This window comes from Streptomyces seoulensis (assembly GCF_004328625.1).
Classification (GTDB): Bacteria; Actinomycetota; Actinomycetes; order Streptomycetales; family Streptomycetaceae; genus Streptomyces; species Streptomyces seoulensis.
This window is the reverse complement of sequence record NZ_CP032229.1, coordinates 4368430-4381196: the sequence shown is the minus strand read 5'-3', so window position 1 is coordinate 4381196 and position 12767 is coordinate 4368430. Positions and strand designations below refer to the sequence as shown.

The window sequence follows — 12767 nt, the reverse complement described above, 5'->3', positions numbered from 1 at the left end:
GTTCCGAGCGGGGGCCGTGGGGGCACAAGACCTTCATGCTCCATGGCATCGACGTCAGCGCGTATCAGTCCTCGTCGTACGAGACCGACGGACTCTCGTTCGCCTTCATCAAGGCGACGGAGGGCCGTTCGTACGCCAACTCCAGACTCGCGGCCCAGACGAAGACGGCGCGGGACGCGGGTCTGGTCACGGGCTTCTACCACTTCCTGTGGCCGGGCAACCTTACCGACCAGGCCGAGTACTTCCTCAGCCACGCCCCCGACCGGCCGGGCGACATCCTGGCCGTGGACTGGGAGGTGACCGGTGACGGCACGCACGCGAGCAACGCGGAGAAGGACAGCTTCATCCGCAAGCTGCGCGGTCTGCGGCCGGACAACCGGGTGGTGCTGTACACCAACCGTGATTACTGGCTGAACATCGACACCACGTCGTACGCGGGCGACGGCCTGTGGATCGCCGATTACGTGAGCGCGGGCAAGCCCCGGATCAAGGCGGACTGGAAGTTCCACCAGTACACCGCGGAGCCGCACGACAAGAACGTGGCGGACTTCTCCAGCAAGGCCGCGCTCAAGGAGTGGGCGACCGGCCGGTGACGGGAGGGGTGTCCGCGCGGCGCGGACACCCCTGCCGGGTACGTCACTTGTTCAGGTAGGCCCAGAACTCGTCGAACGACAGCACCTTGTCGCCGTCGATGTCACGGGTCTTGATGACCGCCTCGGCGACCGTCTCGGTGACGTTGAAGTCCCCCTGCTGGGCGAGCGCGGACTTGAACTCGGCCGCGGTGATGAACCCGTCGCCGTCCGCGTCGATCCGCTGGAACTGCTTGCGTGCTTCCTCGATGTCCGCCACCGATCCGCCCCTCTGTGCTCGTACTTCTCATACCGTGTCGGCAAGCTGCCGCTGGTCAGATTAACGCTCCACCCGAGCGGCGGTCGCCCCGGACCGGGAGGCGGACACGATGGAGACGTTGCCGGAACTGATCGACGCGGTGGCCCACGACCGCTTCCCGCCCCCGGACGGCACGGTGACCGTCCTTCCCCAGCCCTGCCGGCGGGACGCCGGGGTCCTGGCGTTCACCGGGCACACCCTCGTCCTCACCGACGAGGACCCGGCCTGGGTACGCGCCACCCTGGCCGCCGTGGACTGCGACCCCCTCGCCGCCCCGATGCACCCCCGCTTCCTCACCGCCCTGATGGACCGCACCGGCCGCACGGCGGAGACCGTCGACTCGCTGTGGGCCGGCGCTCCCCTGCCGGGGCCGCCCGCACTGCCCTTGCGGGAGATCGCGGACGCCGGGCACCCCCGCGTGGTCCGCGCGCGGGGCCGACGGGACTCGGTGCGCGTGTGGGCGGTCGACGGCGGGCTGTTGGCCGTCGGGCGCGGGGTGGCCGGGCGGTGGGAAGTGGCGCTGGAGGTGACGGGTGGGGGTGCCGGGCTGGGACGTGGACTGGCCGTGGCGGCACGGCAGTTGGCGGGCGGACCCGTGTGGGCTCAGGTCTCGCCGGGGAACGCCCGGAGCGCGCGGGCGTTCCTCGCGGCGGGGTACCGGCCCGTCGGCGCCGAGCTGCTGCTCAGTGCCAGGGACGGTAGTACGGGTTGCTCCGGCAGTCGCTCATGATCTCGGTCTTGGTGGTCTTGTCGACCGGGCAGACACCGATGACGTACTGCCGCTGGATGCCCCCGGGGAAGGCGACCTCGACCTGGTCGGCCCACTTGTGGGTGTCGCCGATGGTCTTGTTGACGTCCACCCCGCCGGGGGCGTCGATGTAGTAGTTGTAACCCGACTTGTACCAGGTCTTGTACAGGTCGTGGTCGTAGGTCGTGGAGACGTACGGCGAGGGCTGGTTGACGAGGACGTAACTCTCGATGTCGTACTGCCCGTTCACCGTGTCCTTGGGCAGGAAGCCCTCCTCGAAGACGACGGCCGGGCCACGGCTGTCGCTGCGGTAGAGGGTGCCGCAGCTGGTGCGCCACACCGGGTCCGGGGTGATCCGGTCGACGTCCACGCGGTGGTCGGCGGCGGCGTACACCTTGTCCTGGAACTGCGGACAGGAGGGTGCGGCGGCACGGGACTTGAGGTCCGCGGGAGCGGCGGCGGGGGTGGCGGCCGTGGTGGCGAGGACGGCGCCGAGGGAGAGGGCGGCAGCGGTGACGGTGCTGCGCAGGCGAGTTGTGATCATGCCCCGCACGATGGCGGTACGGCCGGGGCGAACGGTGGATCGTCACCCCATCGGGGGCGTGTCCGCCGGCTCCAGGTCGGCCGGGTCTAGCGGTCGGAGACCCGCATCTCGAACCAGGTGGTCTTGCCCCGGGGCAGCAGGTCCACGCCCCAGCGGTCCGCGAGCTTGTCGACGAGGAACAGCCCCCGCCCGCTGACGTCCATCGCCTGGACCGGCATCAGACAGGGCAGCCCCCGCGAGGGGTCGCGCACCTCCACGCGGACCCAGCCGCGCCGGCGCCGCAGCCGTAAGCCGAACACGCGGGCGCCGGTGTGCCGTACGGCGTTGCCCACGAGTTCGGAGACGAGTAGGACCGCGTCCTCGGTGAGCTTGGGGGTCAGACCCCAGTGCCGCAGGATGACGATCTGGGCGAGCCTGCGCGCGGTGGCGGCGGACTCGGGGCGCGACGGGAGCGGAACCTCCGCCTCCGCGGGGTTGCCGAACAACTCGAGCGCTCTGAGCCCTTGTTCGTCCTCGACCGCGGGCGACCATCGCGCCGCGCCGGCACGGCTCTGTCCCCGTGGCTGATCGATGCCATCCAGCCCCGCCATGCCCCCATGATGGCCGTCACCGGGGCCCTCCGGGGCCGATCCGGAGGAATACGCCCCCCATGCGCCCCCGGTCTGCCCCAGTCTCTCGGCATATGCCAACGGCAGGTCGGGGTCGGCGGTGGCCCGGTCGACCTGCGGCGACGGCTCGGTTCCGGGCAATCGTGCGGCTCCCTCGGCGAGGCAGGCTTAAGGTGCGGTTAAGGCTGCCATAAACCGGCCCGCCGGGAGAGCCGAATCAGACGACGCGTCAATTGCAAGGGCCACAGGGGGCCGACTTGCCGCCTTTCAGAGGAACTTGGCCTTCCCCGGCCCCTCCTCCACGAAGCTGCGCATCCCCCGCTCGCGGTCCTCGGTGGCGAACAGCCCGGCGAACCAGTTCCGTTCCACCGTGAGCCCGGTCTCGATGTCGGTCTCCAGACCGGCGTCGACCGCTTCCTTCGCGGCGCGCAGCGCGAGCGCCGGCCCCTGGGCGAGCCGGGCGGCCCAGGCGTGCGCCTGCTCGTACACCTCGCCGGCCGGGACGACCCGGTCCACCAGGCCGAGGGCGAGGGCCTCGTCGGCCTTGACCATGCGGCCGGTGAAGATGAGGTCCTTCGCCTTGGACGGGCCGATCAGCCGGGGCAGCCGCTGGGTGCCGCCCGCGCCCGGGATCAGGCCGAGCAGGATCTCGGGCTGGCCCAGCTTGGCGTTCTCCCCGGCGATCCGGTAGTCCGCGCACAGCGCCAGTTCGCAGCCCCCGCCGAGCGCGTACCCGGTGACGGCGGCGACGACGGGCTTGGGGATGCGGGCGACGGCGGTGAAGGCGTCCTGGAGGCCGCGGGCGCGCAGGACCATCGCGGTGTGGTCCATCGCCTGCATCTCCTTGATGTCCGCGCCCGCCGCGAACACCTTCTCGCCGCCGTAGATCACCACGGCGCGTACGTCCTCGCGGCGCGTGGCCTCCTCGGCGAGTTCCCTCAGCCGGTCCTGGGTGGCGACGTCCAGCGCGTTCATCGGCGGCCGGTCGAGGCGGATCGTGCCGACGCCTTCGGCTACTTCGAGATTCACGGTCATGCGCAGCAGGTTAACGGCCACTAACGCCGACGGGCCCGGTGCCGTTCCTCACAGCACCGGGCCCGCCTCGCGGAATGCCTACTTCTGCCAGTCGGCCCAGCTCATGTTCCAGCCGTTGAGGCCGTTGTCCGGGGCGACCGTGCGGTCGTGCGAGTTCTTCACGATCACCACGTCACCGACCATGGACTTGTTGAAGAACCAGGCCGCCGGGACCCCGCCGTCGTAGCCGCCGCGCACATCGCGCAGGCCCACGCAGCCGTGGCTGGCGTTGTAGTTGCCGAAGGCGCCGCCGCCCCAGTAGTTGCCGTGGATGAAGGTGCCCGAGTCGGTGAGCCGGATGGCGTGCGGCACGTCCTTGATGTCGTACTCGCCGCCGTAGCCGACCGTCTCGCCGTTCATCCGGGTCACGGCGAGCTTCTCGGTCATGACCATCTTGCCGTTCCAGGTCTCGTAACCGGGCTTGCCGGTGGTGACCGGGAGGGTCTTCAGGGTCTTGCCGTCCCGCACGACCTTCATGGTGTGCTTCTTGGCGTCGACGTAGGAGATCTGGCTGCGGCCGATGATGAACTTCACCGTCTTGCGCTGCTTGCCGTACACCCCGTCGCGGCCCTCGACGCCGTCCAGGTCGAGGTCGACGGTGACCTTGGTGCCGGGCTTCCAGTAGCTCTCCGGGCGGAAGTCCAGGCGGTCGTTGCCGAACCAGTGGCCGGCGACGTCCACCGCGGGCTCGGTCTTGATCCGGATGGCCTTCTCCACGGCGGCCGGGTCGGTGATGCCCCGCGTGAAGCGCAGCGAGAACGGCATCCCGACGCCGACGGTGGAGCCGTCCTCCGGGGTGAAGGTGCCCATGAAGGTGTTCTCGGGCGTCAGCGTGGTGAAGCTGGAGTCCTCGGCGGCCTTGCGGCCCCGCGAGTCCTCGGCCACCGCGTGCACCGTGTACTTGGTGGCGGCGGCCAGGTGCTTGGACGGCGTCCAGGCGGCGCCGCCCGCGGCGAGCTTGCCGTCGACCTCGGTGCCCTTGCTGTCCTTGACGACCACGCTGGTCAGCCGGCCCCCGGCGACCTTCACGTTCAGCGCGCCGCTGGTGTCCACGGCCTTGGCGCCGGACTTGGGCGCGATGGTGACGGAGGCCGAGGACTGCTTGTCCTCCGCCTGCTTGTTCTTGGCGTTGTCCGACCCGCTCCCGGTCGTCTCACCGCCGCCGCAGGCGGCCAGCGACAGCACGAGCGCCCCCGCCATGAGCGCCAGTCCCTTACGACCCCTGCGCCGAGTTCCTGCCGAAGCCCCCGATATCGGCCGCACGTTCAAGTCGTTCTCCCCTCCCGGACCTGGTCACAGGTCCACACCCCGGCGCGTCCCGCGCTCATCCGGGAATGCTAGCCGCCGGGTTCCGGGCTCGGTGTCCGTCGAATGTCACCGTTCAGTCGCAACTTCAACCAGTCACCGGGACCCGGAACTTCGCAGCTCACCGGGTCACTTGAGCACGCTGCCCGCCTTCCACTGCTTCCATGCCATGTTCCACCCGCTGAGGCCGTTGTCCGGGGAGACCGTCTTGTCCTTGCTGTGGGTGACCTCGATGACGTCCCCGACGAGGCTGCGGTCGAAGAACCAGCCCGCCGGGGTGTCCGCGCCGCCGCCCTTGACGTCCCGCAGCCCCACGCATCCATGGCTGACGTTGACCTCGCCGGGCGACTCGGGCGACCAGTAGTTGCCGTGCAGGAAGGTGCCGGAGTCGGTGAGCTTCATGGCGTGCGGCACGTCCGGGATGTCGTACTCCCCGCCGAAGCCGACCGTCTGGCTGTTCATGCGGGTCACCTCCAGCATGTCCATCACCACCATCTTGCCGTTGTACGTGGGCGTCTTGGGGGCGCCCGCGGTGATCGGCACGGTGGCCAGGAGTTCGCCGTCCCGGCGCACCTCCATGGTGTGCGCGGCCGCGTCGACCAGGGAGACCTGGCTGCGGCCGACGGTGAAGGCGATGGTCTTGCGCTGGAGCCCGTAGACGCCGGGGGCCCCCTCCACGTCGCGCAGCGCGAGGTCGACGGTGACCTCGGTGCCGGGCTTCCAGTAGCGCTCGGGACGGAAGTCCAGCCGGTTCTTGCCGAACCAGTGGGCGCGGATGTCGACGGCCGGCTTCGCGGTGACGCGTACGGCCCTCTCCACGGCGGCCCGGTCGGTGATGTCCCGGTTGAAGGCGAGGGAGACGATCATCCCGGTGCCGACCGTGGCACGGTTCTCCGGGGTGACGTAGCCGATGAACCGCTGGTCGGGGACGTAGGTGGTGAAGGTGGTGTGCCGGGCCGAGCGGCGGCCGTCGCCGTCCACGGCGACCGCGTCCACGGTGTAGCGGGCGGCGAGGGCCAGCTTGTCGTCGTCCGGTTTCCAGGTGCGGCCGTCCCCCGCGATGTGCCCGGCGACGGTGGTGTCCTGGGCGTCCTGGGAGCGGGTCACCGTGACCTTCTCCAGCCGCCCGTCGGGCACCTTCACCCGCAGCCGCTCGCCGGGGCGCACCCCCTTACCGCCGTCGTCCGGGGTCACCCGGATGGCGTCCTCGACCGCCGTGGGTCTGCCCGGCGGGCCGCCGATGCCGAGGGGCCCTGAGCCGTCGGCGGTGCAGCCGGCGGCCCCGGCCAGCAGTCCCGCCCATGAAAGTGCCGTGGCCAGTGCGGCCAGCGCGCGCCGCGCGCGTCCTTGTTGGTGCCTCACGCCGACACAACGACGTGGCACGCTCCGGGGAAACGTGAGTGCGACCCCGTGGATGGGCAGAACAGAGGGAAGGACGACGCGAAGGGGAGCCGCCGCGCCCACGCCGGAGCCGTCGTGGCGCTGCCGTACCGGCCGGCCGAGCGTGCCCGGGGCCCTGGAAAGCCCGTGGGTGCGGTCGGCCGTTCGGCGCGGGCGGCCGTGCCCCGGAAGGCCGAGCCACTGAAAGAGGGGCCGACTGGTGACGAGCGCAGCCGAGCAGCGGGCACGGGCCGGGGAACCGGCCGCCCAGAGCGGGACCCCAGCGGGGTCGGCGTCCCCGGTGCGCGGTGCCCGGCGCGCCGCGCCGCCCGTCTGGCCGGGGACGCCGACCCCGCTGGGGGCCCGGTTCCGCACGGGCCCGGACGGGGTGGCGGGCACCAACTTCGCGCTGTGGGCGGGCGGCGCCGAGGCGGTGCGGCTGTGCCTGTTCGACGAGCGGGGCCGGGAGTCCCAGGTCCGCCTGACCGAGCTGACGCACGAGATCTGGCACGGCTTCGTGCCGGGTGTGCTGCCCGGCCGGCGCTACGGCTACCGGGTGGAGGGCCGCTGGGACCCGTGGACCGGTGCCCGCTGGAACCCGGCGAAGCTGCTGCTCGACCCGTACGCCCGCGCGGTGGACGGCGAGTTCGCGCTGCCGCCGGAGGTGTACGGGCATGTGCGGGACTGGCCGGAGCAGGCTTACGCGGACACCGTGCGGGACGAGCGGGACTCGGCGCCCTTCGTGCCCAAGGGCGTGGTGGTCCATGACGACGACGACTGGTCCGACGACCGCCGCCCCAAGACGCCGTGGGCGGACTCGGTCATCTACGAGCTGCACGTCAAGGGCTTCACCAAGCTGCACCCGGGCATCCCCGAGGAGCTGCGCGGCACCTACGCGGGTCTCACGCACCCGGCGGCGATCGAGCATCTGGTGAAGCTGGGCGTCACGGCGGTGGAACTGCTCCCCGTCCACCAGTTCGCGCACGAGGACCATCTGCTGCGCCGGGGCCTGAAGAACTACTGGGGCTACAACTCCATCGGCTACTTCGCCCCGCACGCGGCCTACGCGGCCTCCGGCACCACGGGTGAGCAGGTCGGCGAGTTCAAGCGGATGGTGCGCGCGCTGCACGCGGCCGGCATCGAGGTGATCCTCGACGTGGTCTACAACCACACCGCCGAGGCGGGCGAACTCGGCCCCACGCTCTCCCTGAAGGGCATCGACAACCGGGGCTACTACCGCCTCCAGCCCGACGCCCGCCGCTACGCCGACTACACCGGCTGCGGCAACACCCTGCACGTGGTGCAGCCCCAGGTGCTCCGGCTGATCACGGACTCGCTGCGGTACTGGGTGACCGAGATGGGCGTGGACGGCTTCCGCTTCGACCTGGCGGCGGCGCTGGCCCGCTCGATGCACGACGTCGACATGCTCTCGCCCTTTCTGGCCGTCATCGCCCAGGACCCGGTGCTGCGCCGGGTGAAGCTGATCGCCGAGCCGTGGGACATCGGCTCAGGCGGCTATCAGGTGGGCGCCTTCCCGCCACTGTGGACGGAGTGGAACGACCGCTACCGCGACACCGTGCGCGACTTCTGGCGGCACGCGCTGCCCGACGTCCGGGAGATGGGCTACCGGCTGTCCGGCTCCAGCGACCTGTACGCCTGGGGCGGCCGCCGCCCGTACGCCTCGGTCAACTTCGTCACCGCGCACGACGGGTTCACCCTGCGCGACCTCGTCTCGTACCACGGCAAGCACAACGAGGCGAACGGCGAGGACAACCGGGACGGCACCGACGACAACCGCTCCTGGAACTGCGGCGCCGAGGGCGAGACGGACGACGAGGGGGTACGCGCCCTGCGCAGAAGGCAGTTGCGGAACCTGCTGACCACGCTGCTGCTGTCCACCGGGGTGCCGATGCTGGTCGCCGGTGACGAGCTGGGCCGCACCCAGGGCGGCAACAACAACGCCTACTGCCAGGACGGCGAACTGAGCTGGCTCGACTGGTCGCTGCTGGACGACCCGGACTGGCGGCCCCTGTTCGACCTGACCTGCCGGCTGATCGCGCTGCGCCACGCGCACCCGGTGCTGCGCCGCCGCGCCTTCTTCTCCGGCCGCGCGCACTCGGCGGACGGCCTCAGGGACCTGGCCTGGTTCACCGCGCGGGGCGCGGAGATGACCGAGCGCGACTGGTACGCGCCCGCCGCCACGCTGGGCATGTATCTGTCCGGCCGGGACATCCCGGGGCGGGACGAGCGGGGCGCGGCGGTGGTGGACGACAGCTTCCTCGCGGTGCTGCACGCCGGGCACGAGCCGACCGGTTTCACCCTTCCGGGGGCACCCTGGGCGACCGGGTACGAGGTGGTGGTGGACACCTCCGGCGAGGACCAGCTCCGGGCGCCGGGCACGGTGCTCGACGCGGACACCGACATCACCGTGCCGGCCCGGACGGTACTGCTGCTGCGGGTCCTCTGAGGTGGGCGGGGCGCCGTCGGCGGCCGCGCGGAGGGGCGGAAAACTCGGTGGGCGGGACGGGGGGCGGTCCGTAGGCTGACACCGGTGTCCACCAATTCTCCCCCCACCCGGCGCCGTTCCACCGCCCGTGTCCTGCTGCGGCTGTGGCCCTACGTACGCCCGGTGCGCGCACGCTGGTTCGCGGCCGCCGCCGTCGCGGTCGTCGCCTCCTGCCTCGGTCTGCTGATCCCGCTCGTGCTGAAGTGGATGGTCGACGGCCCGGTGGCCGCGCGCGATCCGGCCGGGGTCTGGCTGGGCGCGCTGTACCTGCTGCTGATCGGGGTGGCGGAGGCGCTGCTGTTCGGCCTGCGGCGCTGGCTGGTGGCCCGTCCGCTGGCGAGCGTGGAGGCGGGCATGCGCGCCGACCTCTACCGGCGCCTCCAGCGGCTCCCGGTGGCCTTCCACGACCGCTGGCCCTCGGGCCAGTTACTCTCGCGGGGCACCGGCGATCTGATGCTGGTGCGGATGTTCCTCGCCTTCCCGCTGACGTTCCTGCTGGTCAACGGCGTGACGATCATCGTTGGTATCGGCATCATGCTGGTGCAGGACTGGGTGCTCGGCCTGGTCGTGCTCGGGCCCGCCGTGCCGCTGCTGTGGGTCTGCGTGATCGTGGAGCAGCGGTACGCGCACGCGGCCCGGCAGGCGCAGGACCAGGTCGGCGACCTGACCACGCTGGTCGAGGAGAGCGTGCTCGGCATCCGGGTCGTCAAGGGCTTCGGGCGCCACCGCAGCCAGGCGCGCGCGTTCCGGCGTACGGCGCTGGCGCTGCGGGACACCGAGGTCCGCAAGGCAGGGATTCTGGCGGTCATCTGGGCCGTCATCGTGGCGCTGCCCGAGGTGGCGATCGGGGCCGCGCTGGTGCTGGGCGTGCTGCGGGTGGGGGACGGCTCGCTGTCGGCGGGCACGCTGGTCGCGTTCCTGAGCACGGCGCTGGCGCTGCGCTGGCCGGTGGAGTCCATCGGCTTCCTGCTGGCGATGTGCCAGGAGGCGGCGACGGCCACGGAACGGTACTTCGAGGCGCTGGACGAGCGTCCGGAGGGTCATGCCGACGCCGGGGACGTGCCCGTCCCCGGGCCCGGCGAGCCCGGCCTCCGCTTCGAGGGGGTGGGTTTCCGCCACGCAGACGCGGCCCCGGACGCCCGCCCGGTGCTGGAGGGGGTCGACCTGCACATCCGCCCCGGTGAGTCGATGGCGCTGGTCGGCGCGACCGGCAGCGGCAAGACCACCCTGACCTCGCTGGTCCCCCGCCTGCACGACGCCACCTCGGGCCGCATCACGCTCAACGGCGTCGACATCACCGCCCTGCCCCGCGAGGAGCTGCGCACCCGGGTCGCCGTCGCCTTCGAGGAGCCCACCCTGTTCTCCACCAGCGTGGCGGAGAACGTCCTCATGGGCGCCGGTGCGGGCGCGGGCCGGGAGGAGCTGGACCGGGCGCTCGCCGTGGCGCACGCCGACTTCGCGCACGCCCTGCCCGAGGGCCCGGACACCCGGGTCGGCGAACAGGGGCTGAGCCTCTCCGGGGGCCAGCGGCAGCGGCTCGCGCTGGCCCGCGCGGTGGCGGGGCGGCCGGAGTTCCTGGTGCTGGACGACCCGCTGTCCGCGCTCGACGTGCACACCGAGGCGGCCGTGGAGGCGGCGCTGCGCCGGGTGCTGGCCGACACCACCGCGCTGATCGTGGCCCACCGTCCCTCCACCGTGCTGCTGGCCGACCGGGTCGCCCTGCTCTCCGGAGGCCGGATCACGGCGGTGGGCACCCATCACGAACTGCTGCGCACCAACGCCGAGTACGCCCACCTGATGTCCGGCGGCCCACGCGAGGAACCCGAGGAACCCCGATGACCACCACGACGTCCGCCGCCCCCACCACGGACGACGACCTCCCCGGCCTCCCACCGGCCGCCGAAGACCCCTTCGACCGGGACGTGCTGCCCGTCCCGCCCGGCGCCACCGCCGCCCTGCTGCGCTCGCTGCTCGCCCCGCACCGGGCGCGGGTGGCGCTCACCGTGCTCCTGCTGCTGCTCCAGCAGGCGGCGGCGCAGACCGGCCCGCTGCTGGTGGCGTACGCCATCGACACCGCCGTACCGGCCGTGCGCCGGCACGACCACGGGCCGCTGCTCGCGGTGGCGGCGGGGTACGCCCTGTGCGCGCTGGCGTCCGGCGGGCTGCAGTACGCGTTCATCCGGGCGTCCGCGTGGGTGAACCAGGACGTACTGCTGGACCTGCGCGGGCGGATCTTCCGGCACGCGCAGGCGCTCAGCGTCGACTTCCACGAGCGCTACACCTCCGGCCGGCTGATCTCCCGCTCCACCACGGACGTGGAGGCGCTGCGCGAACTCCTCGACGAGGGGCTCCAGGAGCTGGTCACGGTGGTGCTGTCCTTCGTGTACATCTCCGCCCTGCTGCTCTGGCTGGACCTGGGGCTCGGCGCGGTCGCGGTCGCCTCGTTCGTGCCGCTGTACCTGCTGGTGCGGCGCTATCAGCGGCGCGCGCAGCAGGTGTTCGCCGCCCGCTCCACGGCGATCGCGGCGCTGATCGTGAAGTTCGTGGAGACGATGAACGGCATCCGCCCGGTGCGCGCGTTCCGCCGCGAGGCGGCCAACGACGCCGAGTTCGCCACGCTCAACCGGCACCACGAGCGCAGCAACGGCGACTCGCTGCTGGAGATGGCGCGGTACGTGGTCGGCTCCCGGTTGGTCGCCAACACGGCGGTCGCCGGGATCGTGCTGTGGGGCGCCCACCGGGTGGCCTCCGGCACCCTGGCGCTGGGTGTGCTGGCGGCGGCGGTGCTGTATCTGCGGCGGCTGTACGACCCGATCGACCGGCTGGGGATGTTCCTCAACTCCTACCAGTCGGCGGCCGCCTCGCTGGGGAAGATCGCCGGGCTGCTGGCCCAGGTGCCGTCCGTCCCGGAGCCCGCCGAGTCCCGCGAACTCCCGGCACTGAAAAGCGACTTCCCCGGCCGCGAGGTCGTCTTCGACGGGGTGCGGTTCGCCTACCGCACCGGCGGCGAGGTGCTGCCCCGCTTCGGCCTGACGCTGCCGGCCGGGCAGACGGTCGCCGTGGTCGGCTCCACGGGCGCGGGCAAGTCGACGCTGGCCAAGCTGCTGGCCCGCTTCTACGACCCGACCGAGGGCGCCGTCCTGCTGGACGGGGTGGACCTGCGCGAGCTGGCGCTGCCGGAGCTGCGGCGCGGGGTGGTGATGGTGACGCAGGAGGCGTTCCTGTTCTCCGGCACGGTCGCGGACAACATCGCCATCGGCCGCCCCGAGGCCACCCGGGAGGAGATCGAGCAGGCGGCGAAGGCCATCGGCGCGCACGAGTTCATCAGCGCCCTGCCCGACGGCTACGACACCGACGTACGCAAGCGCGGTGGCCGTATCTCCGCCGGTCAGCGCCAACTGGTGGCGTTCGCGCGGGCGTTGCTCGCCGACCCGGCGGTGCTGATCCTGGACGAGGCGACCAGCTCGCTGGACGTGCCCGGTGAACGGGCGGTGCAGCGGGCGATGACGACCGTGCTGCGCGGCCGTACGGCGGTGGTGATCGCGCACCGGCTGTCCACGGTGGAGATCGCCGACCGGGTGCTGGTGATGGAGCACGGCCGGATCGTGGAGGACGGCCGCCCGGACCTACTGACCGCCGGTTCCGGTAGGTTCTCCGAGCTGCACAAGGCGTGGCGGGACAGTCTGGCTCAGTGACGGCCGGTGGAACGGGGGC

General features: G+C 72.1%; 11 protein-coding genes. 5 read left to right on the top strand and 6 right to left on the bottom strand.

The window, feature by feature from the left end:
* Window positions 1-35 precede the first annotated feature (35 nt).
* A complete protein-coding gene (locus D0Z67_RS20445) occupies window positions 36-593 on the top strand; it encodes a GH25 family lysozyme (RefSeq protein WP_031181710.1) in 558 nt (185 codons plus the stop codon).
* 43 nt (window positions 594-636) lie between these two features.
* Here the strand turns inward: D0Z67_RS20445 and D0Z67_RS20440 are convergent, their stop codons facing one another.
* Entirely contained in the window at window positions 637-849 is a 213-nt protein-coding gene (locus D0Z67_RS20440; RefSeq protein ID WP_031181709.1) for an EF-hand domain-containing protein, read from the bottom strand.
* Window positions 850-958: 109 nt separating this feature from the next.
* Here D0Z67_RS20440 and D0Z67_RS20435 point away from each other — a divergent pair, with 109 nt between their 5' ends.
* Window positions 959-1618 carry a hypothetical protein gene (locus D0Z67_RS20435; RefSeq protein WP_031181708.1) on the top strand — a complete coding sequence of 220 codons (660 nt, stop codon included), beginning with the start codon at window positions 959-961 and terminating at the stop codon, window positions 1616-1618.
* Here D0Z67_RS20435 and D0Z67_RS20430 read toward each other — a convergent pair.
* The 5 genes from D0Z67_RS20430 to D0Z67_RS20410 form a co-directional block, all read right to left on the bottom strand.
* Window positions 1572-2180, bottom strand: coding sequence for an ADP-ribosyltransferase (locus D0Z67_RS20430; RefSeq protein ID WP_031181707.1), 609 nt, complete (start codon window positions 2178-2180; stop codon window positions 1572-1574). The two genes, D0Z67_RS20435 and D0Z67_RS20430, sit on opposite strands and share 47 nt — an antisense overlap.
* Before the next feature lie 86 nt (window positions 2181-2266).
* Entirely contained in the window at window positions 2267-2770 is a 504-nt protein-coding gene (locus D0Z67_RS20425; RefSeq protein WP_031181706.1) for an ATP-binding protein, read from the bottom strand.
* A gap of 285 nt (window positions 2771-3055) precedes the next feature.
* Window positions 3056-3823 carry an enoyl-CoA hydratase/isomerase family protein gene (locus D0Z67_RS20420; RefSeq protein ID WP_031181705.1) on the bottom strand — a complete coding sequence of 256 codons (768 nt, stop codon included), beginning with the start codon at window positions 3821-3823 and terminating at the stop codon, window positions 3056-3058.
* A gap of 78 nt (window positions 3824-3901) precedes the next feature.
* Complete coding sequence (locus D0Z67_RS20415) at window positions 3902-5131, bottom strand: L,D-transpeptidase (RefSeq protein WP_199812193.1); 1230 nt, start codon at window positions 5129-5131, stop codon at window positions 3902-3904.
* A 165-nt stretch (window positions 5132-5296) separates the two neighbouring features.
* Window positions 5297-6529, bottom strand: a complete 1233-nt coding sequence (locus D0Z67_RS20410) for a L,D-transpeptidase (protein ID WP_031181703.1) — start codon at window positions 6527-6529, stop codon at window positions 5297-5299.
* 238 nt (window positions 6530-6767) lie between these two features.
* On the opposite strand from D0Z67_RS20410, the gene glgX reads away from it, so the two are divergent.
* The 3 genes from glgX to D0Z67_RS20395 all read left to right on the top strand — a co-directional run bounded on the left by glgX (window position 6768) and on the right by D0Z67_RS20395 (window position 12748).
* Window positions 6768-9014 carry a glycogen debranching protein GlgX gene (glgX, locus tag D0Z67_RS20405; RefSeq protein ID WP_031181702.1) on the top strand — a complete coding sequence of 749 codons (2247 nt, stop codon included), beginning with the start codon at window positions 6768-6770 and terminating at the stop codon, window positions 9012-9014.
* An 84-nt stretch (window positions 9015-9098) separates the two neighbouring features.
* The gene (locus D0Z67_RS20400) at window positions 9099-10892 is read left to right on the top strand and encodes an ABC transporter ATP-binding protein (protein WP_031181701.1); all 1794 of its coding nucleotides are present in this window, start codon (window positions 9099-9101) and stop codon (window positions 10890-10892) included.
* Complete coding sequence (locus tag D0Z67_RS20395) at window positions 10889-12748, top strand: ABC transporter ATP-binding protein (protein WP_031181700.1); 1860 nt, start codon at window positions 10889-10891, stop codon at window positions 12746-12748. Before D0Z67_RS20400 ends, D0Z67_RS20395 begins: the two co-directional genes overlap by 4 nt.
* Window positions 12749-12767: the final 19 nt, after the last annotated feature.